The sequence below is a fragment of the Verrucosispora sp. WMMC514 genome, from assembly GCF_027497295.1.
GTDB lineage: Bacteria > Actinomycetota > Actinomycetes > Mycobacteriales > Micromonosporaceae > Micromonospora > Micromonospora palythoicola.
In genome coordinates this window covers 2695434-2717981 of sequence record NZ_CP114906.1, presented here as the reverse complement: position 1 = coordinate 2717981, position 22548 = coordinate 2695434, and the positions used below count along the sequence as shown (strand labels likewise).

The 22548-nt window shown below is 70.2% G+C and carries 24 protein-coding genes, 1 tRNA gene and 1 riboswitch; of the genes, 8 read left to right on the top strand and 17 right to left on the bottom strand.

Going from position 1 to position 22548, the window contains the following annotated elements; genetic code table 11:
* Positions 1-17: 17 nt before the first annotated feature.
* From O7597_RS12150 to O7597_RS12140, 3 genes are read right to left on the bottom strand one after another with little or no spacing between them, the layout of a single operon-like run.
* Positions 18-767 carry a 5-oxoprolinase subunit PxpA gene (locus O7597_RS12150; RefSeq protein ID WP_281582753.1) on the bottom strand — a complete coding sequence of 250 codons (750 nt, stop codon included), beginning with the start codon at positions 765-767 and terminating at the stop codon, positions 18-20.
* The gene (locus tag O7597_RS12145) at positions 751-1608 is read right to left on the bottom strand and encodes a biotin-dependent carboxyltransferase family protein (protein WP_281582752.1); all 858 of its coding nucleotides are present in this window, start codon (positions 1606-1608) and stop codon (positions 751-753) included. The genes O7597_RS12150 and O7597_RS12145 overlap by 17 nt, the downstream gene beginning before the upstream one ends.
* Positions 1605-2285 (bottom strand): carboxyltransferase domain-containing protein, encoded by a 681-nt coding sequence (locus tag O7597_RS12140; protein WP_281582751.1) that lies wholly within the window; start codon positions 2283-2285, stop codon positions 1605-1607. The genes O7597_RS12145 and O7597_RS12140 overlap by 4 nt, the downstream gene beginning before the upstream one ends.
* Positions 2286-2391: 106 nt before the next feature.
* On the opposite strand from O7597_RS12140, the gene O7597_RS12135 reads away from it, so the two are divergent.
* Positions 2392-3069: a hemolysin III family protein gene (locus O7597_RS12135; RefSeq protein WP_269740472.1), complete on the top strand. Its 678-nt coding sequence runs from the start codon at positions 2392-2394 to the stop codon at positions 3067-3069.
* Between the two features lie 84 nt (positions 3070-3153).
* Here the strand turns inward: O7597_RS12135 and O7597_RS12130 are convergent, their stop codons facing one another.
* On the bottom strand, positions 3154-3438 hold the full coding sequence (locus O7597_RS12130) for a DUF6458 family protein (RefSeq protein ID WP_269740473.1): 285 nt from the start codon (positions 3436-3438) through the stop codon (positions 3154-3156).
* 117 nt (positions 3439-3555) lie between these two features.
* Between O7597_RS12130 and O7597_RS12125 the strand changes: the two genes are divergently transcribed.
* Complete coding sequence (locus O7597_RS12125) at positions 3556-4095, top strand: histidine phosphatase family protein (protein ID WP_281582750.1); 540 nt, start codon at positions 3556-3558, stop codon at positions 4093-4095.
* Positions 4096-4242: 147 nt separating this feature from the next.
* Positions 4243-5520: an IS701 family transposase gene (locus O7597_RS12120; protein ID WP_281580117.1), complete on the top strand. Its 1278-nt coding sequence runs from the start codon at positions 4243-4245 to the stop codon at positions 5518-5520.
* Between the two features lie 58 nt (positions 5521-5578).
* On the opposite strand, the gene O7597_RS12115 is transcribed toward O7597_RS12120, so the two are convergent.
* The 4 genes from O7597_RS12115 to O7597_RS12100 form a co-directional block, all read right to left on the bottom strand.
* Positions 5579-5848 (bottom strand): DUF6458 family protein, encoded by a 270-nt coding sequence (locus tag O7597_RS12115; RefSeq protein WP_088996804.1) that lies wholly within the window; start codon positions 5846-5848, stop codon positions 5579-5581.
* A 213-nt stretch (positions 5849-6061) separates the two neighbouring features.
* Entirely contained in the window at positions 6062-7918 is a 1857-nt protein-coding gene (locus tag O7597_RS12110) for an acyl-CoA dehydrogenase (protein WP_281582749.1), read from the bottom strand.
* 145 nt (positions 7919-8063) lie between these two features.
* The gene (locus tag O7597_RS12105; RefSeq protein WP_269740476.1) at positions 8064-9191 is read right to left on the bottom strand and encodes a PP2C family protein-serine/threonine phosphatase; all 1128 of its coding nucleotides are present in this window, start codon (positions 9189-9191) and stop codon (positions 8064-8066) included.
* Positions 9192-9288: 97 nt separating this feature from the next.
* Positions 9289-9918, bottom strand: a complete 630-nt coding sequence (locus O7597_RS12100) for a septal ring lytic transglycosylase RlpA family protein (protein WP_281582748.1) — start codon at positions 9916-9918, stop codon at positions 9289-9291.
* 179 nt (positions 9919-10097) lie between these two features.
* Between O7597_RS12100 and O7597_RS12095 the strand changes: the two genes are divergently transcribed.
* A complete protein-coding gene (locus O7597_RS12095; RefSeq protein ID WP_281582747.1) occupies positions 10098-10649 on the top strand; it encodes a phosphoribosyltransferase family protein in 552 nt (183 codons plus the stop codon).
* Positions 10650-10750: 101 nt separating this feature from the next.
* On the opposite strand, the gene O7597_RS12090 is transcribed toward O7597_RS12095, so the two are convergent.
* Positions 10751-11266, bottom strand: coding sequence for an alpha/beta hydrolase (locus tag O7597_RS12090; RefSeq protein WP_210822875.1), 516 nt, complete (start codon positions 11264-11266; stop codon positions 10751-10753).
* 116 nt (positions 11267-11382) lie between these two features.
* Here O7597_RS12090 and O7597_RS12085 point away from each other — a divergent pair, with 116 nt between their 5' ends.
* The gene (locus O7597_RS12085; protein ID WP_269740479.1) at positions 11383-11814 is read left to right on the top strand and encodes an ASCH domain-containing protein; all 432 of its coding nucleotides are present in this window, start codon (positions 11383-11385) and stop codon (positions 11812-11814) included.
* Positions 11815-11869: 55 nt separating this feature from the next.
* Here O7597_RS12085 and O7597_RS12080 read toward each other — a convergent pair whose 3' ends face one another.
* The 3 genes from O7597_RS12080 to O7597_RS12070 form a co-directional block, all read right to left on the bottom strand.
* Positions 11870-12748 carry an LLM class flavin-dependent oxidoreductase gene (locus O7597_RS12080; protein WP_281582746.1) on the bottom strand — a complete coding sequence of 293 codons (879 nt, stop codon included), beginning with the start codon at positions 12746-12748 and terminating at the stop codon, positions 11870-11872.
* 88 nt (positions 12749-12836) lie between these two features.
* On the bottom strand, positions 12837-13373 hold the full coding sequence (locus O7597_RS12075; RefSeq protein ID WP_281582745.1) for a phosphoribosyltransferase family protein: 537 nt from the start codon (positions 13371-13373) through the stop codon (positions 12837-12839).
* 108 nt (positions 13374-13481) lie between these two features.
* A tRNA-Gly gene (locus tag O7597_RS12070) sits at positions 13482-13555 on the bottom strand.
* A 297-nt stretch (positions 13556-13852) separates the two neighbouring features.
* Between O7597_RS12070 and O7597_RS12065 the strand changes: the two genes are divergently transcribed.
* Positions 13853-14857 carry a zinc metalloprotease gene (locus O7597_RS12065; protein ID WP_269740487.1) on the top strand — a complete coding sequence of 335 codons (1005 nt, stop codon included), beginning with the start codon at positions 13853-13855 and terminating at the stop codon, positions 14855-14857.
* A gap of 68 nt (positions 14858-14925) precedes the next feature.
* Here O7597_RS12065 and O7597_RS12060 read toward each other — a convergent pair whose 3' ends face one another.
* Positions 14926-15462, bottom strand: a complete 537-nt coding sequence (locus O7597_RS12060) for a pyridoxamine 5'-phosphate oxidase family protein (RefSeq protein ID WP_332317138.1) — start codon at positions 15460-15462, stop codon at positions 14926-14928.
* 77 nt (positions 15463-15539) lie between these two features.
* Here O7597_RS12060 and dcd point away from each other — a divergent pair, with 77 nt between their 5' ends.
* Positions 15540-16118, top strand: coding sequence for a dCTP deaminase (gene dcd, locus O7597_RS12055; protein WP_093409429.1), 579 nt, complete (start codon positions 15540-15542; stop codon positions 16116-16118).
* Between the two features lie 12 nt (positions 16119-16130).
* Here dcd and O7597_RS12050 read toward each other — a convergent pair whose 3' ends face one another.
* The 4 genes from O7597_RS12050 to O7597_RS12035 form a co-directional block, all read right to left on the bottom strand.
* Complete coding sequence (locus O7597_RS12050) at positions 16131-17123, bottom strand: NlpC/P60 family protein (protein WP_281582744.1); 993 nt, start codon at positions 17121-17123, stop codon at positions 16131-16133.
* Between the two features lie 54 nt (positions 17124-17177).
* Positions 17178-17312, bottom strand: a riboswitch (cyclic di-AMP (ydaO/yuaA leader).
* Between the two features lie 191 nt (positions 17313-17503).
* Positions 17504-18514 (bottom strand): C40 family peptidase, encoded by a 1011-nt coding sequence (locus O7597_RS12045; RefSeq protein ID WP_281583238.1) that lies wholly within the window; start codon positions 18512-18514, stop codon positions 17504-17506.
* Positions 18515-18767: 253 nt separating this feature from the next.
* Positions 18768-20963, bottom strand: a complete 2196-nt coding sequence (locus tag O7597_RS12040; RefSeq protein ID WP_269740490.1) for a (Fe-S)-binding protein — start codon at positions 20961-20963, stop codon at positions 18768-18770.
* 280 nt (positions 20964-21243) lie between these two features.
* Positions 21244-21510, bottom strand: a complete 267-nt coding sequence (locus O7597_RS12035; protein WP_093409169.1) for a cell division protein CrgA — start codon at positions 21508-21510, stop codon at positions 21244-21246.
* A gap of 224 nt (positions 21511-21734) precedes the next feature.
* Between O7597_RS12035 and O7597_RS12030 the strand changes: the two genes are divergently transcribed.
* A complete protein-coding gene (locus tag O7597_RS12030; RefSeq protein ID WP_269740491.1) occupies positions 21735-22544 on the top strand; it encodes a DUF881 domain-containing protein in 810 nt (269 codons plus the stop codon).
* Positions 22545-22548: the final 4 nt, after the last annotated feature.

Genomic DNA, 22548 nt, shown 5'->3' with positions numbered 1-22548 from the left:
GTGCCCTGCCTCGCAGCTCAGGCGAACGGGGCGGGGGTGACCCCGGCGTCGACGAGGGCGGCGCGGACGAGTTCCGCGGCGGCCACCGCCCCGGGGGTGTCGCCGTGCAGGCAGACCGACTCCACCACGCACGGAACCGTACCGCCGTCGACGGTCGTCACGACCCGCTCGGTGGCCATCCGCACCGCCCGGCGGGCCACCTCCTGTGGGTCGGTGACCAGCGCGTCCGGGGAGGTGCGCGGTACCAGGCGACCGTTGGGCAGGTAGTTGCGGTCGGCGAAGCCCTCGGCCACCACCCGGACCCCGGCGCCCTGGGCGAGCTGGGCGAGGACCGAACCGGGCGGGCAGAGGACGGGCAGTTCCGGGTCGTGGTCCTCGATCGCGGCCAGCAGGGCCGCCGCTGGCAGTTCCTCGCTGGCCGCCGCGTGGTAGAGCGCCCCGTGCGGCTTGAGGTAGCGAACCCGGGTGCGGTACGCCCGGCAGAAGGCGTTGAGTGCACCGAGCTGGTAGAGCACCTCGTCGCGCAGTTCGGCGAACTCGTACTCGATGTGCCGCCGGCCGAAGCCGGCGAGGTCCCGGTACCCGACCTGGGCTCCGACGGCGACTCCCCGCTCGGCGGCGGCGGCGCAGACCCGGCGCATGGTGGCCGGGTCGCCGGCGTGGAAGCCGCAGGCGACGTTGGCCGAGGTGACCAGGTCCAGCAGGGCATGGTCGTCGCCGAGACGCCAGATGCCGAAGCCCTCGCCGAGATCAGCGTTGAGGTCCATGAAATCTCACCGTAGTGCCTGGGCGGGCCTGCGCGAGCGGGGTCACGTCCGCCACCACCGCGATGACCGGGTATCCGCCGGTGGTGGGATGGTCGGCGAGGAAGACGAGTGGCTGACCGTCCGCCGGCACCTGCACCGCGCCGAGCACGAGTCCTTCGCTCGGCAGCTCCCCGGCCACCGAGCGGGGTAGCGGCGCGCCGCTCAGGCGCGCGCCGACCCGGTTGCTCAACGGACTCACCTGGTACGCCGTGCCGAGCAGCCGGTCCAGTGCCGCCGGGGCGAACCAGTCGTGCCGAGGTCCGAGTCGTACGGTGAGCCGCAGCTCCGGCGGCGACGCCACCGGCATGGTGACGTCGACCGGGGCGGGCGGGCCGGCCGGGGCACCCAGCGGCAGCTGGTCGCCGTCGCGTAGCGGGGCCGGTCCGAGCCCGGCGAGGGTGTCGGTGGAGCGGCTGCCGAGCACCGGTGTGACGGCGATGCCACCGGCCACCGCGAGCCAGCAGCGCAGGCCCCGTCGGGCGGGACCGATGCGCAGCACCGCCCCGCGCGGAACGGCCAGTGGGCGACCGGTGTCGCCGGGACGCTGGCCGACCCGCACGTCGGCGTCGGCACCGACCACGGCGACGGTGGTGGCCCGGGTGGGTCGCAGCTCGCAGCCGGTCAGGGTGATCTCCAGCCCGGCCGCCTGCTCCGGGTTGCCGACCAGACGGTTGGCCAGGCGCAGCGCCGCCGGGTCGAGGGCACCGGAACGGGGTACGCCGAGGTGTGCCCAGCCCGGTCGGCCGAGATCCTGCACGGTGGTCAACGCCCCGGCCCGGAGCACCTCGAGGAAACCGCTCACCGGTCCACCAGCCGGACCCGGGTGCCGGGGCTGAGCAGGGCCGGCGGGTCCGCCGTCACGTCGAAGAGGGTCACCTCGGTGCGTCCGACCAGCAGCCAACCGCCGGGGGACGCGGTGGGGTAGATGCCCGCGTACGGGCCGGCAAGTGCGACCGATCCGGCCGGCACCCGGGCGCGGGGTGTCGCCAGCCGGGGCACCGCCAGCTCGGTGGGTAGCCCGGTGAGGTATCCGAAGCCGGGTGCGAAGCCGCAGAAGGCGACCTGGAACTCGGTGGCCCGCAGGCGACGTACGACCCCGGCTCCGTCCGTGCGCCAGTGACCGGCCACCCGGCTCAGGTCTTCCCCGTCGAAGGTCACGGGCACCTCGACGAGACGGGCGGGTGCGGCGGCGGTGGGCGCGGTCGCGGCCCTTTCGACCGGTGGCGCGGTGGTGGTCGTCCAGGTGGCGATCCGGGCGGCGGCGGCCGGTGGGTCGGGTACGCCGTCGAGCAGCACCGTGGCGGCGGCCGGCACGATCTCGACGGCGACCAGTTCGCCGAGTTCACGGCGGCGCCGCAACTCCGCCCGCCACGCCTCGACGACGGCGGCCACATCGGTTGCCGATCCGGGAGTGTCGCCGTCCTCCGGACTGGCGAGGTCGAGCAGGAGTGCCTGAGTGCCGACCGTTCTGATCCGCATCCCACCATCCTCCCGGACGAGCGGAAACGTCCGCGTCGGCTACCTGTCGGACGGCGTGACCAGTTGCACTACCCGAAAGTAACCTACGCTGCCGTAACCTATGGGCGTGACCACCTCAGCACGCCCCCGGCTCAAGCCGGTCGACATCGGGAAACCCCGGATGCGCGGCTGGCTGCACACGTACGCCTTCTTTGTCGCCCTGGTCTGCGGCATCGTGCTCTGTTCGATCGCCGCCACCCGCCCGGGCTGGACCCCCCTGGTCAGCTCCGCCGTCTACAGCTTCACCGTCTGCGGCCTCTTCGGCACCAGCGCGTTGTACCACCGTCGGGTGTGGTCGACCCGCGGCTACGCGGTCATGCGCCGGATGGACCACTCGATGATCTTCCTGTTCATCGCCGGCACGTACACACCGTTCTGCCTGCTGCTGCTGGAGACCCGGGCCGCCGTCATGATGCTGTCGATCGTCTGGGGCGGCGCCCTGGGCGGCGTGGCGCTCAAGCTGATCTGGCCGCACGCCAACCGGTGGATCTCCGCGCCGCTGTACGTCGCCCTCGGCTGGGTGTCGGTGGCGATGCTTCCCGACATCCTCCGCCAGGGCGGCGTCACCGCCCTGGTGCTGCTCGCGGTGGGTGGCGGGATCTACACCGTGGGGGCGGTCTTCTACGCGCTGCGTCGCCCCAATCCGTGGCCCACCGTCTTCGGCCACCACGAGTTCTTCCACGCCTGCACCCTGGTCGCCGCCATCTGCCACCACATCGCCATCTACTTCGCACTGTTCGCCTGACCCGCCGACCAGCCGGGGGTACGCCGACAGCGGGGGTGGTGAGCCTCGTCGCTCACCACCCCCGCTGGGTCTATCGGGTGCGGGTCAGATCGTGGGGCCGGGCCGGCGCACCTCGCGGTACTCCTGGACCACCCGGTCGTCCCGGACCGGCACGGCACGCTCGGCCACCACCCGCTCCTCGCGCACCGGCGCGACGACCGCACGCCGACGCGAGTTCCAGAAGGAGAGGGTCACGATCAGCCCGGCGACACCTGCGAGCATCAGCACCCAGCCGACGACGCTCAGGTTGAGCCAGCCCAGGTCCGCCTCCACGGCGAACGCGAAGATCGCACCCAGCGCGATCAGGAAGATACTGCCACCGATGCCCATCTCGTCGTCTCCTTGGCTATCGAAGCTGGCATTCCACTCCGCCGCGGCCACGGATGAGGTTGCGGCACCGACCGACTTACCCCGGCACGGAGATCGCCAATCGGGCAAGCTGGAGACATGACGGACAGCCCGCACCACGAGCGGACACTGGTGCTGCTGCGGCACGCCAAGGCCGAACCGCCCACCCCGGACCGTCCCGACGTCGAACGTCCGCTGGCTCCTCGTGGCCGGGCGGACGCCGCGGCGGCCGGGGCGTGGCTGGCCCGGCAGGGGCTGCTGCCGGACGTGGTGCTCTGCTCGGCGGCCGTACGAACCAGACAGACGTGGCACGACGTCCAGTCGGGCATCACCGGCGCACCGCCGGAGAGCGGTCCGGCCGGTCCGGCTCCGGCGATCCGCTACGAGCCGGACGCCTACGAGGCACATCCGGAGGACCTGCTGCACCTGATCCGACAGGTGTCACCTACCGCGACGACGGTCCTGCTGATCGCTCACAACCCGGGTGTCTCACTGCTGTCCGAACTGCTCGATCCGGTCGGGGCGGAGCCGGAGGGGCTGCGTACCGGCGGTCTGGTGGTGCACCGGACGGCCGCGCCCTGGGCGGAACTGAGCCGCGGCACGGCCCGGATCGAGAAACGACACACCGCACGCGGCTAGTACGGCAGCCGCCGTTTGAGATCTTGCTGTTGAGGTGGGGTGGACGCGAGGCGGCCACCGCGTGATCGTCTGTACGTTGTGGACATAACTTCAGATCTGGCGGTGGCCGCAGGCCACAGCGTAGACCCCGCCGCGTGGGAGCGGGTCATGGCCGGGGTGCTCGGCTGCTTCGCGGGCCGGTTCGGGCGGGTGGAGCCGCGGCGGGCGGCGGGAGAGTTCGTCTCTGGTCTGCTATCTGACCTTGAAGTCAAGACATGTTGGCAGTTGGCGGAGCAGGCCGGGCACGTCCGGCCGGACGCGATGCAGCGGTTGTTGTACCGGGCGGTGTGGGACGCCGACGCCGTTCGTGATGACCTGCGGGCTCTGGTCGCGGGCCGGTTCGGTGACCCGGACGCGGTCCTGGTTCCGGACGAGACGGGAGACCTGAAGAAGGGCAGCCACACCGTCGGGGTGCAGCGGCAGTACACGGGCACGGCCGGGCGGATCGAGAACAGCCAGGTCGGGGTGTTCCTCGCCTACGCAAGCCGGCACGGGCACACTCTGATCGATCGACGGGTGTATCTGCCGGTGTCGTGGACCGACGACCGTGACCGCTGCGCCGCCGCGGGGGTGCCCGACGAGGTCGGGTTCGCGACCCGGTGCGAGCTGGCCGCCGACATGATCACCGCAGCCCTTGATGCCGGTGTCCCGGCGGGGTGGGCCGCCGCGGACGAGGCATACGGCAACAGCAGCGTGTTTCGTGCCTTGCTGCGCGAACGCGGACTCGGCTATGTCCTCGCGGTGTCCCGCAGTCATCTGGTGCCGCTCGACGGCGGCAAGACCCGCGTCCGCGCCGACCGGGTGGCCGCCGACCTGCCCGCCACCGCATGGCAACGCCGCTCGGCCGGGGCCGGATCCAAGGGCCCACGCTTCTACGACTGGGCCTGGCTCGACGACGTGTGCACCGACGCCGACCCGGACGACGGCGGACGGCACAGCCTCCTGATTCGAAAGAACACGACCACCGGTGAGCTGGCCTTCTACCGCTGCTGGACCCCGAAGCCGGCCACTCTCGCTCAGCTCGTGCGGGTCGCGGGCATCCGCTGGACCGTCGAGGAGAGCTTCCAGGCCGCCAAGGGCCAGGTCGGCCTGGACCAGCACCAGGTCCGCCGCTGGGACTCCTGGCACCGGTTCACCACCCTCGCCCTGGCCGCACTCGCCGTCCTGGCGATCTGCGCCGCCGACGCCGCGACCGACGCTTCCACCGACCACGGCTTGATCAAGCTGACCGTCAACGAGATCCGCCGACTGATCAACGCCTGCATCATCCGCCCGATCACCGACCTCGCCCACCGTTTGCACTGGTCAGGATGGAGACGCCGGCATCAAGCCCGAGCCCGCCGAGCCCACTACACACGCCGACTCAACCTCGAACTCCAGCCATGATCCCAAACGGCGGCTGCCGTACTAGCCGGGCCACGTGCGGTGTGTGCGGAGGCGTCGCTCAGCTCGGTGGCGCGGTCGGTGGCGGTGGATCGGGCGGTGGCGGCATCATCGCGGTCGGATGCGAGAGCCGGTTCTCCTCCACGATGAGGGTCCGGGCCCGCTTGCGCCGGTCCTGCCAGAACCAGAGCGTGGTGAGCAGCACGGCCAGCCCGGCCAGGATGAAGACCCAGCCGACCGCCCGCAGGTCGATCCACCAGACGTTGGCCCGGATGGCGAAGGTCAGGATCGCGCCGATCGCGATCAGGAAGATCCCACTACCAATGCCCATGTGCGCGGCACTCCCCCGTGCGGTTGCTCTGGGCGTACTCGGACTGGCCCGCCACGCATACCCACCCACCCCCCACTTACCCCCGCCCAACCCCCACCGACACCCCGTTGATCGTGAGGTTAGCGGCGAGGTTGATCTCTATAACTGCCGCCAACCTCATGATCAAGGAGACGAGGCGGGTGGGGGTGGGTGGGTGGGTGGGTGGGGTGGGGGTTAGAAGGCTTCGGTGGGGAGGTCCATGATGTCCAGGTCGGTGGACTCGATGATGCGGCGGTCGGCGCCGATGCGGGGCAGCACCTCGCGGGCGAAGAATCGGGCGGCGGCCACCTTTCCGGTGTAGAACGCCTTGTCCGCCGCGCTCACCTCACCGGCGAGGGCCTTCAGCGCCACGTCGGCCTGCTTCTGCAACAGCCAGCCGACGACCAGGTCACCGAGGGCCAGCAGGAAGCGCCGGCTGCCGAGCCCGACCTTGTACAGCGCCCGGGTGTCGCCGCTCTGCGCCTCACCCAACCAGCCGGTCATCACGCCGAGGATGTTCTGGATCTCGGCCAGTGCCTTGCCGAGCGCCTGACGCTCCTCCTTGAGCTGACCGTTGCCCGCCTCGGTGGCGATGAACTCCTGGATCTCACCGGCCACGGCCATGAGTGCCTTACCGTTGTCCCGGACGACCTTCCGGAAGATCAGATCGAGGCTCTGGATCGCCGTGGTGCCCTCGTACAGCGTGTCGATCTTGGCGTCCCGGACGTACTGCTCCAGCGGGTAGTCCTGGAGGAAGCCGGAGCCGCCGAAGGTCTGCAGCGACTCGTGCCCGAGCAGCTCGTACGCCCGCTCCGAGCCGACGCCCTTGACCAGCGGGAGAAGCAGGTCATTGACCCGCTTGGCCAGCTTGATGGCCTTCTCGTCACCGGCCGCCTCCGCCATGGCGACCTTGTCCTGCCACGTGGCGGTGTAGAGGACCAGCGCCCGCAGGCCCTCGGCGTACGACTTCTGCAGCAGCAGCGAGCGACGCACGTCCGGGTGCGCGGTGATGGCCACCCGCTCGGCGGTCTTGTCCGCCATCTGGGTCAGGTCGGCGCCCTGCACCCGGTTCTTGGCGTACTCCAGGGCGTTGAGGTAGCCGGTGGACAGGGTGGCGATGGCCTTCGTGCCGACCATCATCCGGGCGTACTCGATGATCATGAACATCTGCCGGATGCCGTCGTGCTTCTCGCCCAGCAGCCAGCCCTTGGCCGGTACGCCGTGCTCGCCGAAGGTGATTTCGCAGGTGTTGGAGACCTTCAGGCCCATCTTGTGCTCGACGTTCGTCGCGAAGACGCCGTTGCGCTCGCCCAGCTCGCCGGTGCTCTCGTCGAAGTGGTACTTCGGCACGACGAACAACGACAGGCCCTTGGTGCCGGGGCCACCCACGCCCTCCACGCCGACCGGGCGGGCCAGTACGTAGTGGACGATGTTGTCGCTCAGGTCGTGCTCGCCCGAGGTGATGAAGCGCTTGACGCCCTCGATGTGCCAGGAGCCGTCCGGCTGCGGGATCGCCCGCGCCCGGCCGGCACCCACGTCCGAGCCGGCGTCCGGCTCGGTGAGCACCATCGTGGAGCCCCACTGCCGGTCGATGAAGAGCTTGGCCCACTTCTTCTGCTGCTCGGTGCCCTCGACGTGCAGCACGTGCGCGAAGGACGGGCCGGAGGCGTACATCCAGACCGGCGCGTTCGAGCCGAGCACCAGCTCGGCGAGCGCCCACCACAGCGCCCGGGGGGCGTTGGTGCCGTCCAGCTCCGAGGGCAGGTCCAGGCGCCAGAACTCGGACTCCATGAAGGCCCGGTACGACTTCTTGAACGACTCCGGCAGCGGCGCGGTGTGCGTGGCCGGGTCGAAGACCGGCGGGTTGCGATCGCTGTCCTGGTAACTGGCGGCCAGGTCCTGCCGAGCCAGCCGGTCGACCTCGGCGAGGAAGCTCCGCGCGGTGTCGACGTCGAGGTCGGAGTACGGCTCCTGGCCGAACGCCCGGTCCGCCCCGAACACCTCGAACAGGTTGAATTCGAGGTCCCGAAGGTTGCTCTTGTAGTGGGTCATCTCGCTGGCCCCGCTTCCGGACAGGTGTTACCGATCAGTAACCCTGACTCTATTACTCGCGGGTAGGCAGCGACAAGCCGATCCCGCCAGTGACAGGCATTACACACCTGCCGTTCGGGTTCGCCGGTCCCCTCCCCTTGACGTCTCACCCTTCGGCGGCGCCGACCTCCCAACTCGGCACCGCCGCCGTCGTGTTGCCAGGTGAGCCCGTGTACTCCATCAGGACCAGTGCGATGTCGTCGTCGAGCCGGCCGTGCACCCATTCGACAAGGGCGGTCTCCAGCGAGGCGAGGCCGTCGCCGACCGTGCCGTGGCCGAGCAGCCGCCAGGCCCGGTCCGCGGTGGGGAAGAACTCGCCGTCCCGCCGGGCCTCGCCGAGCCCGTCGGTGAACAGCAACAACCGGTCACCCGGCTCCAGCCGTTCGACCCTCGGTCGGACCGTGGGCATGAACCCCAGCGGAGGCGCCGGCGCCGGTGGCTCAAGAGAGATCACCGCGCCGCGGCGCAGCAGCAGCGGTGCGGGGTGCCCGCAGTTGACGATGGTGAGCGTGCCGCCGCGCTCCTCGACCAGGGCGGCGGTGACGAAGTCCTCGTCGCCGACGTTGCGCGCCACCGCCCGGTCGAGATCCGCCACCACCGCCCGCAGATCGGACCGCTCGTACGCCACGTGCCGGTACGAGCCGAGGACGATGCTCGCCAGCCGGACCGCCTCCAGGCCCTTGCCGCGCACGTCTCCAATGATCATCCGAACGCCGTACGGAGTCTCGATCGCCTCGTAGAGGTCGCCGCCGATCTCGGCCCGGGCGGTCGACGAGATGTACCGGCCAGCCACGGACAGTGCGCCCACCCGAGGACCGAGCGGACGCAGCACCGCCTGCTGAGCGACCATGGCCAGCTTCGACAACTCGGCGATCTGCTCCGCCTGCCGCTGCCGTACCGCCGCCACCGCCCCCGCGATGCCCGTGCCCAACGCGATGCCGGCCACCGCGACCGCGGTGGAGAGCGAGACCGTCCGCTCGGCCAGGGCGAAGGTCGCCCCCAGCACGGAGGCGGCCGCACCGACGCCGAGCACGACCCGCCACGAGGCGAGCGCGGCGGCCAGGAACGGCGCCGCGACCATCAGCGCGATGTAGTTCGCCGTACGGCCGTCCGCCAGCTCGACCGCCGAGACGATTGCGAGCAGGACGAGGGCCGCGCCGAGGCCGGCGCGGGATCCGGGGCTCAGCGGGCCGCGGCCCGGCTGGAGGAGTTGGGTACGTACATCCGACAGCATGCCCGATGTCGGTGAGCGAAAGAATGAGCCAGGCCCCTCGGACGTGACGGATCTTGCCGCGAGGATCCTGGGCCGGAGCCGATCGGGCCGCACCGGCTCAGCCGAGCACCTCGTAGCGGACCTCGATGTGACCGAGATCGAGCGACGCGATCTCGCCGAACGCGGCCCGCGCCAGGTCCAGGCAGCGTCCCTCGATGAACGGGCCCCGGTCGTTGATCCGGACGGTGACCGACTTGCCGTTGGCCGGGTTCGTGACCCGTACCTTCGTGCCGAACGGCAGGGTCTTGTGGGCGGCGGTCATGCCTTCCGGGTCGAACGTCTCGCCGTTGGCGGTCAGCTGACCCTGCCAGTAGAAGGACGCGCCGCAGGAGCCGGAGTCGACCACCGGACGGGCCGTCGTCTTCTCGGCCGTCGGCTTCGGCTTCGGGCTGGCCGTACGTTGCTTGCTGCGGGACGGTGCCTGCGCGGTGCGGCTCGGCTTCGGGCGCGCCGTCGGGCTTGGAGAGGAGCTGACTCCGGGGGTCGGCAACGCGCTCGGCGAAGCGGGGACACTCGTCGCGGTGGTGGGCGACAGATCGATCGCGGCCGGTCGCACCGGCGCCGACTCGGCGGTCAGCCGAACGGCACCCACGGTGCCGCCGACGGCGAGCGCGACCGCCACCACGGCGCTGGCCGTGAGCCCGGCCGGCGAGGTGAACCTGCGGGTACGGGAGTGCCTACCAGCCACCGGCCCGGTCCTTTCTCAGCGGGTCAAACCGGGTCGGACCATAACGAGAGAAGCACTTCCGAAGTCAACGTGATCATGACGTTATGACGGTAATTATGGCGATACGTGCAGCCAATCATCCGACCCGACGTGGGCCGGGCGGGCGGGTGTCCGGCAGGTGCCTGGCGCAGGATGGTGACATGCCCGCTGAGCTGAGAAGACGTCTCGTCGAGCTGTTCGAGTGGGTCGATCCCGGACCGGGCGCGAGTCACCTGGTCAGTGACACCTCCGGGTGGTGGCGGGATCCGGGGACGCTCGCCGCGCTGGGGCCGGCGTTGGTCGCGCCGTTCCGGGCGACGCGGCCCACGGTGGTCGTGTCCCCGGCGGTCACCGGGTACCTGCTCGGGCCGTTGGCCGCCGCCGCACTTGGCGTGGGGTTCGTGGCAGCACACAAGCCCGGGGACGGACGGCTGCCCACCGGCTCGCTGACCTGGGCGCAGAGTCATCCCGACTTCCGCGGTCGCCGCGTGGACCTCGCGGTGCGAGACCGGCACCTGGGCCCCGGGGACCGGGTACTGGTGGTCGACGACTGGGTGGACACCGCCGCCCAGGTACGCGCGGTCTACGAGATCTGCGCGGCCCGCGGAGCGGACCCGGTAGGCACCGCCGCCGTGGTCGCCACCTGCCCACCCCCGGTGGCGGCCGAACTGAGGATCACCGCCCTCCTCACCACCCCCGACCTGCCCACCTGACCCACCCCTGACCCATGCTGTTGATCATGAAGTTGTTGTCCCACACGTCGGCGTGTCGCGACGACAACGTCATGGTCAACGGCAGGCAGGGGGTACGGCGGTCAGCGGACGAAGTCTTCGACCACGGTGCAGACCTGGCCGAGCGCCTCGGCGGACCGGGCCAGCGGCCCGGGCACCATCAGCGCGTGGTCGGCACCGGGGATCTCCAAAACGTGCGGGGTGAGCCGCCGGGCGACCCCACCGTCCCAGGACGAGTCGGCGGTACCGCCGACCAGGATGAACGGGGCGGTGGCCCGGCGCAGCGCGTCGACCACGTCACCCCGGTGCAGCAACGGGGTGAGCCAGACGGCGGGCAGTCCCCGGCCTGCCGCGAGCGGCGCGGCGAGGGTGCCGAGCGACTTGCCGACCAGCAGGTCCGTCCGCTCGGTCAGGGTCGGGGAGACCTGGTCACACACCCACCTGCCGATGGTGTCGATGTCGAAGTGCTCCGGCACCTGCCAGGAGATCCCGTGCAGCCCGAAACCGACCCGGCGCAGTGCCTCGCCCAGGTAGAGGAAGAGGGGGTACCGGGTGTCGTACCCGCGTCCCGGGATGAGCACCGCGCGTCGGTCCGCCATGGACATCTCCTTGTCGTCGGCCATCGACCGTACCCCCAATCGCGCCCCGGCGGACCGGCTCGGCGTACCGGAACGTCGGCGATGTCGCGGCGGGACCGGGCGGTAGCCTCGACAGGATGTGGCCACGGATCGGCGGTCTCCGCGCACTAGCCCTCGGCACCCCCGGTGACCTGCGGTCGCGCCTCAACACCCTGGTGCTGGCCGGCGTGAAGACCGCCACCGCCGGCCTGCTCAGTGAGTACGCCGAGGAGGACGAGGAACTTGAGCACGTCGGCGAGCGGCTGGTCCTCGTGGACGACGCCGACGCGCTGGTGGCCGTCGTCGAGGTGACCGGCGTCGAGGTGACCCGGTTCGCCGAGGTGCCGTGGGACTTCGCCCGCGCCGAGGGCGAGGGCGACCGCTCGATCGAGGAGTGGCGGGCCGGACACGCCGCCTACTGGGCTCGCGTCGGCACCCCGGTCACCGACGACAGCGAGGTCGTCTGCGTGCGCTTCCGCCTGGTGTCCGCCGGAGCCGGCGGCATCGCCACCGGCGACCTCGGCACCTGAGCCGCCCTCCGGCTCGCGGCTCCGCGCCACCGCACCGATCCGCAGGTGCGCCGGCTCAGCGACGTAGCTCGGGCAGGAGACGGGTGGCGACCTCCACCAGGACCGCCTCGTCACCGGCGTACCAGCTGCTCGCCCGTGGCCAGTGCGTGATCACATCGGTGAAACCGAGCTTCGCCGCCCGCTCCACCTGATCGGCGAAGAACTGCGCGCTGCTCAACGAGAAGACCGGAGCCGAGTCCAGCGAGAGGTAGCGGTCCAGACTGGCCGGATCCCGTCCCTGCGCCGCCAGGGTCGCGTCGAGCCGGCTGGCCAACTCGGCCACCCCGGTCCACCAGTCGCCCAGGTCGTCGACGGCGGGCCCGGTGGTCACCCAGCCCTGCCCGAAGCGGGCCGCGATCCGCATCGACCGAAGTCCGTTGGCGGCCACCACGAACGGCACCCGGGGTTTCTGCACGCAGCCCGGACTGCTCCGCGCGTCGACCGCCGCGAACCAGTCACCCCGCCAGGTGGTGCCGTCTCCCCGTAGGATGGTGTCGAGCAACTCGGTGAACTCGGCGAACCGGTCCACCCGTTGCCGTGGGGGCAGCGTCTCACCGCCGAGGACGGCGGCGTCGAACCCGATGCCGCCCGCGCCGAGGCCGAGCAGCGTCCGCCCGTCGGAGACGTCGTCCAGTGCGGTCACCTGCCGGGCGAAGGCCGCCGGATGCCGGAAGTTCGGTGAGGCGACGAGCGTGCCGAGACGGATCCGCCTGGTCACCGTCGCGGCGGCGGTCAACGTGGTCATCGAGTCGAACCAGGGCCCGTCCACCAGGTCGCGCCAGCCCAGATGGTCGTACGTCCAGGCGTGGTCGAAGCCCCACTCGTCGGCTCGTCGCCACCGGTGCCGCGCCACCGACCAGCGCTGGTCGGGCAGGATCACGATGCCTATCCGCATGATCACGATGGTACGGGTCTCGGTGGTGACACCGCCGGCATCGGCGGACGGGGTGCCGGTGGACGGCCCGTCGCCCTCGCACGGGGTGCTAGCCGGTCCACACCGGCAGCTCGTCGGCCCGCACCAGGCTCAGCACCGTGCCGAGTGCCGCCCGTCGATCATCATGGAGCTGATCGACCAGGACGTTGCACCCCACCCAGCTGCTGCCGCCCTGCTCGACCAGCTGTCTGGCGGTGAGCGCCTGGTTGCCTGTCTCGATCCAGTCGTCCACGAGCAGAACCCGATCGTGTGGGCCAAGTGAGGATCGCTGCAAGCGCAAGGTGTGCGACTGCTGGCGGTAGTCCCGTTCGGCCACCGCTGTGATCTTGTCGCCAGGAAACAGCCCGCCACGCTTGCGCACCGGGATGAAGCCGACGCCCAACTCCACAGCCGCGGCGCCCCCGAGAAGGAACCCCCGGGACTCGATCCCGCAGATGGCGGTGACATCCGAGGTCCTGAACGGCTCGACCAGACCTGCGACGACATGACGCAGTGCCTTGGCATCGCGGAATATCGCCCACACGTCAGCGTGGCCCTCGATCCATCGGAAGTGCTTCAGGACCAGACCACGTGCGGAGTCGGACATGGTGGGATTATGGCTGCCAAGGCCGACGACCGCCGGGGTCCCGGCTCGCGACCAGGACAGTTCGAAGGCCCTGACTGGGACTCGCGTCCTGGCCAGGGCCTTCGTGCGTGGAGCGGGTGACGGGAATCGAACCCGCACTGTCAGCTTGGGAAGCTGATGTTCTGCCATTGAACTACACCCGCGAGCGGGATCACTCTACCCGAGCCCTCACCCGGATGCACCCAAGGCCCCCACCCCTCACGCCGCGCGTCGCGCCAGGGCGGTCTCAGACAGCAAGATCCCCGAAGTTGCTGTGTCGGGGCGGGTCGGCGGCAGCAACATCCCCGAAACTGCGTGGATCTTGAACTGGGCCGGCGAGAAGTTTCATGACCGCAACATATGGCCGTGTTCAAATCTGTCTATCGGTTGTAACGTCTGCCCCACGTTTTCCGCACGACGCGACACAACCCCCGGTCGCGTCGCCAGAAAGAGGTGGGCATATGGGACTGCGTCCCGTCCTGCTGAACCGGCGTACGGCCGGCATCGCATCGACGTCGCTCGCACTGGTGCTCGGCGTGGCCACGGTCGGCCTCCTGCCGGCCGCCACCACGACCGCGAGCCCGGCGGCGGCCGCCTTCACAGCCGACGAGGTGTGTGAGGATCAGACGGGCACCCTGGCCCGGGCCAAGGGTGGCAGCGCCGTCAAGCACGATCCGAACCAGCTGACCCTCGCCCAGGTGCACCAACGCGAGGCCGAGTTCGCCGACATCCTGCAAGAGCGCGCCAAGCGAGTTGGCCAACGCGCATTGAGCGCCCAGGCCGCTGCGGCCTCGGTCACCATCCCGGTCGTGGTGCACGTGATTCGCCGGGACACGACCCGGGCCGGCGGAAACATCCCCGACTCGATGATCCAGTCCCAGATCAACGTGCTCAACCAGTCGTTCAGCGGTGCGACGGGTGGCGCCGCGACCGCCTTCGCGTTCCAGTTGCAGAGCATCAACCGGGTGACCAACTCGTCGTGGTACCCGATCCGGCAGGGCTCGTCGGCCGAGCGGCAGATGAAGACCCAGCTGCGGCAGGGCAACAAGGCGACGCTCAACATCTACCTCGGCGCGCTCAGCAACAACCTGCTCGGCTGGGCGACCTTCCCGCAGCGCAACCTGAACGTGATGGATGGCGTGGTGGTGCTCAGCGAGTCACTGCCCGGTGGCACCGCCACCAACTACAACCAGGGTGACACCGGCACCCACGAGGTCGGCCACTGGCTGAACCTCTACCACACCTTCCAGGGCGGCTGCTCGGGCAGCGGTGACCAGGTGTCGGACACCCCGGCCGAGGCCTCGCCGGCCAGCGGCTGCCCGACCGGCCGGGACACCTGCTCAAGCTCGGGCCTCGACCCGATCACGAACTTCATGGACTACTCGTACGACGGCTGCATGTACCAGTTCACCTCGGGCCAGGCCACCCGCATGATCAACGCCTGGAACTCCTACCGCGCGGCGTAGCGCGAGCGTCGCACCGCGTACCGCGGGTGCCGGCTCCGTCGGACGGGGCCGGCACCTGTGCGTGTGGGTCAGGCGGCGCGGCGGTGATGCCGCCCGGAGTGGGCCGGCACCGGGCGCGTGGCCTGGGGTGTGGCGCCCGCCGGGTCGAGCCAGACCTGGACCGCCGGATGCGACGCCAGCTCGCTCGGCCCAGCCACCGACTGCTCCCGTCGGGCCAACATCGCCACGTCGACGGTGAACTCGAACAGGCGCCAGTCGGCGTGCGGGGCGGCCCGCGCCGCGAACGCCAGCCGGGCGACGGTGGCGTCGTCGGTGACGGGCCGGGCCCGCCCGGCCACGTACGCCTCGTCGTCGCTCTCCTCCGGCGGGAACGAGTGCAGCGCGTAACGACCGTCGCGTTCCAGGTCGCGCCGCTTCGGTGAGTCGATGACGAAGCAGTAGAGACCGTCATCGGTGATCACCGGGGAGACCGGGTGCACCCGGGGTCCGCCGTCGGCGCGGACCGTGGCCAGGTAGCCGAAGCCCGGGCCGTACTGCTGCATGAGAAGGCGGATCCCGTTGGCGAGTCGAGGCTCGTCAGCGGCGAATTCGGACCAGGAAGCCATGCCGACATCCTATCGAACACACGTTCGAAGCGGGTAGTCCGACACGCGTGTCGCATACCGGCAGCTATGGTGTGGCGATGCTGCTCTCCGACCGCGACCTGGTCTCCGAGATCAAGGCGGGCACCCTGGCGCTCGAACCGTTCGAGCCCACCCTGGTGCAGCCCTCCAGCATCGACGTACGTCTGGACAAACTCTTCCGGGTCTTCAACAACCACCTCTACACCCACATCGACCCGGCCACCCGGCAGGACGACCTCACCTCGGCCGTCGAGGTGCCCGACGGCCAGGCGTTCGTGCTGCACCCGGGCGAGTTCGTACTCGCCTCCACGCTCGAGGTCATCTCGCTGGGCGACCAGCTCGCCGGCCGCCTCGAAGGCAAGTCCAGCCTGGGACGACTCGGCCTGCTCACCCACTCCACCGCCGGCTTCATCGACCCCGGCTTCTCCGGTCACGTCACCTTGGAACTGTCCAACGTGGCAAACCTGCCGATCACCCTCTGGCCCGGGATGAAGATCGGGCAGCTCTGCATCTTCCGGCTCTCCTCACCGGCCGAGCACCCGTACGGCTCGGCCGTCTACGGTTCCCGCTACCAGGGTCAGCGCGGCCCGACGCCCAGTCGTGCCTGGCAGAGCTGGCGCACGTGGCCCACCCGCTGACACCGGCGATCCTCAGCCGGGCCGGCCGAAACTGTGCACCGGGCTGCTGTCCAGCCGCTTCATCTTGACCGGTTGACCCGCCCGGGAGGCGTGCACCACCCAGCCGCCGCCGACGTACATCCCGACATGGTGCAGGTCCCGGTAGTAGAAGACCAGGTCGCCGGGGCGCAGCGCGCCACGGCTTACCGACTTGGTGACCCGACGCTGCCGCGCCGCGTTGTGCGGCAGTGCGACACCGGCCCGCGACCAGGCGGCCAACGTCAGCCCGGAACAGTCGTACGCGTCGGGCCCCTCGGCGCCCCAGGAGTACGGCTTGCCGATCTGGGCGCAGGCGAAGGTGACCGCCTCGCCGGCCGCTCCGCCCGGGTAGCTGGCCGGGCAGGGCGCCGGCCGTAGCGGGCCACCATCACCCTTCCCGTACGCCCGCAGCCGGAGCCGCTGCAACCTGTCGATCTCGGCGTCGATCTGTCGCCGCCGCTCGGCGAGATCGGCCTCGGTGCGGGTCAGCTCGCCGATCGTGCGGTCCAGGCCGGCCTTGGTCTCGGCGAGTTCGTCGCGCAGGTCACTCGCGTGCCGCACGTCCTGCTGCTGCACGCGGGCGTACCGGTCGAGCAGGCCGAGCTGCTCGACCACCTCGCCCGGCGACCGGCTACCGAGCAGCGTGTTGACGAAGCGGACCTGTTCGCCCTTGTACGCGCGGGCAGCGAGCTTGCCGACCCGGTCCATGGCCTCGGCCACCTGGCGTTGCAGCGGTGCCATCCTGGCGGCCAGCGCGTCCGCCTCCCGCCGCTTGCCGGCCAGGTCCTGCCGGGTCGCGTTGTGCTGCTCGATGACGGGTTCGAGCCGATTCCAGTCCTCGTCGATCTGGCGCTCGATGTCGGCGACCGTGGGCTCGGCCCGGGCCTCCGTCGCGCCGCCGACCAGCATCACGGCGGTCGCGGCCAGGCCAGCGATGATGCAGCGGTACCAGCTGGAACGCGGCGAGTCCGTCGATCGGCCGGGCATTGCCGGCGGCGATGACGGTGGCCGCGGGGCATGGTCTGCCACCGGGCTCAGCACTCCTTCTTCCGCTACCGCCTACCGGGTTAGCTGACGGGTTCGGGCGGGAAGGGGCGCCCTACCGTGACCGGCACGGATTCACCCCGGGTACCTGGTTCCCCGGCTCGCTGACGAGCGATTCGGCGGTGTCGGACCGTTACCGCCCGGGCTGGGCGGACCTGCCAGCGGCCGACGATTGCCCAGCGTAGGGACGATCGGCGTCGATACGCAACAGATCCACACCGTCACTGTGGGTGCTTACATCCGACAGTGGCGAGGGCCCCCGTCGACTTGACCGGGGGCCCTCGGGCGTTCCTGCGCGACCGCTCAGCGGACGCGGTGGCGGCTCAGCCGGGTCGGCGGAAACCGGCGACCGGCATGGTCGTGATGGGCGAGACGTTCACCGGCTTGCCGGCGCGAGCCGCGTGCACCATCTGGTTGTTGCCCAGGTACAACCCGACGTGACTCACGTCGCTGCGGAAGAAGACCAGATCGCCGGGACGGGCGTCGGCGCGGGAGACGGCCTTGCCCTCGTTCCACTGGGCACCGGTGAAGTGGGTGAGGTAGATGCCCGCGGCCTTGTACGCGTACTGGGTCAGACCCGAGCAGTCGAACGAGTTCGGGCCGGTGGCGCCCCAGACGTACGGCTTGCCGACCTGGGCGCACGCGGTCCGGATGGCCGTGCGGGCGGCGTCGCTGACCACACCGTTGATGGTCGGGCAGTTGGTGGTCTTCACCGTGGTCACCGGCAGCGACCTCTCCAGCCGCTTGATCTCGGCGTCGATCTGCTTCTTCTTCGCCGCCAGCTGCTTCTGCTTCGCCTCCTGGTCGGCGATCAGGGCGTCGAGCTTGGCCTTCTGGTCGTCGTACTTCTTGCGGATCTTCATGACGCCTTCGAGCTCGCGGCGCTCCTGCGAGGCGAGCCGGTCGAGGAAGGCCATCTGCTCGCCGAGCTCGTTCGGCTTCGAGTTGAGCAGGACGACACCGATCTCCTTGGACGGGCCGGTGATGTAGTAGCGGGAGGCGAGGTCGGCCACCCGGTTCATCGCCAGCTCGGTCTCCAGGGCCAGCGGCTGGATCTTCTTCTCCAGGCTCTTCGACTTCTGCTTGTTGACCCGCAGCTGGGAGCGCACCTTGTTGTACTGCTCGATGGTGGGCTCCAGCTTCTGCCACTGCTTGTCGATCTGGGCCTCGATCTCGTCGACCGAGGGCTCGGCGTACGCGGGGGCGGCGAGCAGGCCGGCACCGACCGCGGCGGCGGCTACCAGGACGACCAGCCCGCGGGCGGCCCTACGCAGGCCACCCGGACGGGATCGTCCCGGCGCACGACGATGGAGGGGCATGGTTGCCACCGGCAGCGTCTCCTTTGCAACCGACCACCGGGCGTCCCGCGAGAGGTAAGTGGCGGGATCCGACGACCCATGGCGGTCGGTGCCCCACATTAGGGAACGGTAGGTGGGGAATCAAGGCGACCAACGGCTCATTCACCTTTGCGCGACGGTACGCACACTAAGGGTGTCGGCCGATTCGTTATAGTCACGTACGCCAATACAAAACCGGGCGGGGCGGCACTGGATAGGGGTGCCGCCCCGCCCGGTGCGTCCGGGCCGGTCAGCCGGCCACCGGCGTGGTCTCCTCGGCGCCGCCGACCTGCTCGGGCTTGACCGAGCGGAGCAGAACGCTGGCCACGTCGATGACCTCGACCTGTTCTCCGGCACCCTTGCCGTTCACCCCGTCGGTGAGCATCGTCGAACAGAACGGACAACCGACGGCGACCGTCCTCGCCCCGGTGGACATGGCCTCCTCGACCCGGTCCACGTTGATCCGCTTACCGATGCGCTCCTCCATCCACATGCGGGCACCACCCGCACCGCAACAGAAGGAGCGCTCGCTGTTACGCGGCATCTCGGTCAGCTCACCCTCGATCGCGCTGCCCAGCACCTCGCGCGGCGGGCTGAATACCCGGTTGTGCCGGCCCAGGTAACACGGGTCGTGGTAGGTGACGCCGCCGTCGACCGGCTGCACCGGGGTGAGCTTGCCGGTGGCGACCAGGTGGGCCAGCAACTGGGTGTGGTGCACCACCTCGAACTCGCCGCCCAGCTGGCCGTACTCGTTGCCCAGGGTGTTGAAGCAGTGCGGGCACGTTGCGACGATCTTGCGCTTGGCCTTCTCCCGGCCCTCGAACGCTTCGTTCAGGGTCTCGACGTTCTGCTGGGCCAGCATCTGGAAGACGAACTCGTTGCCGATCCGGCGGGCCGGGTCACCGGAGCAGGTCTCCCCCTCGCCGAGGATGGCGAACGAGACGCCGGCCTCGTTGAGCAGGGTCGCGACGGCCCGGGTGGTCTTCTTCGCCCGGTCCTCGAACGCACCGGCACAGCCCACCCAGAACAGGTACTCGAAGTCCTCGACCTCGCCGACCCGGGGCACCTCGAAGTCGAGGCCCTTGGTCCAGTCCTCCCGGGTGTTCTGCGGCGCGCCCCACGGGTTGCCCTTGTTCTCCAGGTTGCGCAGCATCACGCCGGCCTCGGAGGGGAAGCTGGACTCGATGAGCACCTGGTAGCGGCGCATGTCGACGATGTGGTCGACGTGCTCGATGTCGACCGGGCACTGTTCGACGCAGGCACCGCAGGTGGTGCAGGACCAGAGCACGTCGGGGTCGATGACGCCGCCGGACTCGGCGTCGCCGATCAGCGGCTTCTCCGCCTCGGCGAGAGCCAGCACGTCGAGGTGGGCGAGCTGCGCGGCAGTGGCCTTCTCCTCACCGGTGAGGTCCTTGCCACCACCGGCCAGCAGGTAGGGCGCCTTGGCGTACGCGTGGTCACGCAGACTGAGCACCAGCAGCTTCGGCGACAGCGGCTTTCCGGTGTTCCACGCCGGGCACTGCGACTGGCAGCGACCGCACTCGGTACAGGTGCTGAAGTCCAGCAGCCCCTTCCAGGTGAACTGCTCGACCTGGGCGACGCCGAATTGGTCCTTCTCCGGGTCGGCCTCCTCGAAGTCGAGCGGCTTGCCGTCGCTCATCATCGGCCGCAGCGCGCCGAGGCCGGAGCCGGCCGCACCCGGCTTGCGCTTGAAGAAGATGTTGGGGAAGGCGAGGAAACGGTGCCAGGCGACACCCATCGTCACGTTCAGGGAGATCACGATGACCCAGACCATCGAGATCGAGATCTTGATGAGCGCGGCGACGCTGACACCGGACTCCCAGCCCGGCAGCAGGGCACCGACCGCGTGACTGAGCGGGGTGGCCCAGGTGGGGTACTCGAAGTGGTCGGTGGCCACCTTGAAGCCGCGGATCAGAAAACCCATGACCAGTACGGCGAGGACGACCGCCTCGACGAAGTAGCCCTGCCACATGGTGGAGCCGGTGAACCGCGACCGGCGTCCCGCCCGGTTCGGCCGGTTCGCCACCCGGATCGCGATCAGGACCCCGATGCCGACCACGCCCAGAATGCCGATCCACTCGGTGACCAGCCCGTAGAGCGTCCAGGAACCGATGAGCGGCAGCCCGCCGGTCGGCGACACCACCTCGAAGTACGCCTCAAGCACCAGCAGCGACAGCACGATGAAGCCGACCATCACGAACCAGTGCGCCGCGCCCACCACGCTCCAGCGGAGCATCCGGGTGTGCCCGGCTGTCTCGGCCAGCATGGTCCTGGTGCGGCTGACCTTGTCGCCGGAACGGGTCGGATCGGGCTGACCCAGCCGGATGACGGCCACCATCTTCGAGACCGCGCGTACCGCAAGCCACACCGCAACGGCGGTGATGGCGGCCGCGAGGATCGTGGTGACGATCTGGACGCTGCCCATCGAGTTGGCCTCCCGGTCTGCTGCCTGTCGAGCGGCTCGGCGACCGGGGCGTCGGTGCGATCGGTCGACCCAACGCCGCCGCACCTCAACCTGATCGGTCGATGACCTCGCTCCGCTCGGTCATGCAGTGCAGCCTACGCGCAAGGTTACCCAGCAGTAACGTGAGTCATCTCGCACTCCGGGCCACGCTGCCCTGCGCACACCTTAGGAGGCCGGCGGCACCGCCGCTCGGGCGGGCCGCCGGTGGTGGTGCCGGGCAGTCACGGCTTCGAGCTGCGGGTCAGCGCCAGCGGGAGAGCACGATCAGGGAGGCGACCATCGCGCCGAACCCGACCGCCAGGTTCCAGTACCCCAGCTCCATGACCGGGTACTCCTGCTCGGAGAGGTAGTAGACCACCAGCCAGCCGATGCCGAAGACGATCAGCGACACCGCCAGAACCGGCAGCCACACCGGGCTGGGCTTGTTGGTTGCCGCGGTCGTCGCCGTCGGGCGGACGTCCGTGGGCGGGGTGTACACCTTCTTCTTGCGGACCTGAGACTTGGGCACGGCGCTCTCCAGAGGGGTTACGACCTCGTCCGGCCTGACAACCGGGCGCGAGGGCGACGGTCCATGGCCAATAATGTTCGACAGCTAGCGTAGTCCGGAAGACCCGTCCGATCCACGAATGAGGTGAGACCGGTACCGGGCAGCATTGGAAATCGGACTCAGGACGACCGGCGCCGCGCCCCACACCGGGTAGCGTCGGAGCGGAAGAGCAGGGGGACTGGCCCGTGGAGTACACGTCCGGCGCAGCGTCGTGGCAGAAGGCGCTGCGACGACTCGTCGCCGGGTTGCTGCCTCGGCGGCCACGTCAGCGCCGCCCGTTCTGGTCGGTCGGTGTGCCGCTGATCGCCCTGGCCGCGGGCCTGCTGTTCACCACGACGGCCACCACGGCCGGCGGCACCGCCCTGCGGGAGGACCGCCGACCCCAACTGACCGAGCTGATCGAGGATCGGCGCGCGCAGGTGGCGGCGAACGAGCAGCGCGCCGCCACGCTGCGCGGCGAGGTGGAGAGCCGGACGGCCGTCCTGGCCAACTCGAACGGCCCGATCCGGGAACAGCAGCAGCGGGCCGACGCCAACCGGGCCGAGGCCGGCTTCACCGCCCTCACCGGCCCCGGTCTGACCGTCGAACTCAACGACGCGCCGCAGTTGAGCAACCTGCCCGAAGGAGCCTCCAACGATGACCTGGTCGTCCATCAGGGCGACGTGCAGGCGGTGGTCAACGCGCTCTGGGCCGGTGGTGCCGAGGCGATGTCAATCATGAACGTGCGCGTCCTGGCGACCAGCGCGGTACGCTGCGTGGGTAACACCCTGCTGTTGCACGGCCGGGTGTACTCCCCACCTTTCAAGATCGTAGCAATTGGCGATCCCGCCGCACTCCGGCAGGCCCTCGCCGCTTCCGAGGGAGTCCGGTGGTTCAGGGACGCGGTCAACAACTACCAACTTGGCTACTCGGAGACCGCTGGCAACGTCACGGTGCCCGCCTTCGAGGACTCCACCACCCTGCGTTCGGCGACCGTGCCGGCGGTGCCGCAGTGAGCCC

Bases quoted from the DNA above. Each gene is read 5' to 3' on its own strand.
- O7597_RS12150 (WP_281582753.1), bottom strand. From the start codon at position 767: ATGGACCTCAACGCTGATCTCGGCGAGGGCTTCGGCATCTGGCGTCTC.
- O7597_RS12140 (WP_281582751.1), bottom strand. From the start codon at position 2,285: ATGCGGATCAGAACGGTCGGCACTCAGGCACTCCTGCTCGACCTCGCC.
- O7597_RS12130 (WP_269740473.1), bottom strand. From the start codon at position 3,438: ATGGGCATCGGTGGCAGTATCTTCCTGATCGCGCTGGGTGCGATCTTC.
- O7597_RS12125 (WP_281582750.1), top strand. From the start codon at position 3,556: ATGACGGACAGCCCGCACCACGAGCGGACACTGGTGCTGCTGCGGCAC.
- O7597_RS12120 (WP_281580117.1), top strand. From the start codon at position 4,243: ATGGCCGGGGTGCTCGGCTGCTTCGCGGGCCGGTTCGGGCGGGTGGAG.
- O7597_RS12115 (WP_088996804.1), bottom strand. From the start codon at position 5,848: ATGGGCATTGGTAGTGGGATCTTCCTGATCGCGATCGGCGCGATCCTG.
- O7597_RS12110 (WP_281582749.1), bottom strand. From the start codon at position 7,918: ATGACCCACTACAAGAGCAACCTTCGGGACCTCGAATTCAACCTGTTC.
- O7597_RS12105 (WP_269740476.1), bottom strand. From the start codon at position 9,191: ATGCTGTCGGATGTACGTACCCAACTCCTCCAGCCGGGCCGCGGCCCG.
- O7597_RS12095 (WP_281582747.1), top strand. From the start codon at position 10,098: ATGCCCGCTGAGCTGAGAAGACGTCTCGTCGAGCTGTTCGAGTGGGTC.
- O7597_RS12090 (WP_210822875.1), bottom strand. From the start codon at position 11,266: ATGGCGGACCGACGCGCGGTGCTCATCCCGGGACGCGGGTACGACACC.
- O7597_RS12085 (WP_269740479.1), top strand. From the start codon at position 11,383: ATGTGGCCACGGATCGGCGGTCTCCGCGCACTAGCCCTCGGCACCCCC.
- O7597_RS12080 (WP_281582746.1), bottom strand. From the start codon at position 12,748: ATGCGGATAGGCATCGTGATCCTGCCCGACCAGCGCTGGTCGGTGGCG.
- O7597_RS12075 (WP_281582745.1), bottom strand. From the start codon at position 13,373: ATGTCCGACTCCGCACGTGGTCTGGTCCTGAAGCACTTCCGATGGATC.
- O7597_RS12065 (WP_269740487.1), top strand. From the start codon at position 13,853: ATGGGACTGCGTCCCGTCCTGCTGAACCGGCGTACGGCCGGCATCGCA.
- O7597_RS12060 (WP_332317138.1), bottom strand. From the start codon at position 15,462: ATGGCTTCCTGGTCCGAATTCGCCGCTGACGAGCCTCGACTCGCCAAC.
- dcd (WP_093409429.1), top strand. From the start codon at position 15,540: ATGCTGCTCTCCGACCGCGACCTGGTCTCCGAGATCAAGGCGGGCACC.
- O7597_RS12050 (WP_281582744.1), bottom strand. From the start codon at position 17,123: ATGCCCGGCCGATCGACGGACTCGCCGCGTTCCAGCTGGTACCGCTGC.
- O7597_RS12040 (WP_269740490.1), bottom strand. From the start codon at position 20,963: ATGGGCAGCGTCCAGATCGTCACCACGATCCTCGCGGCCGCCATCACC.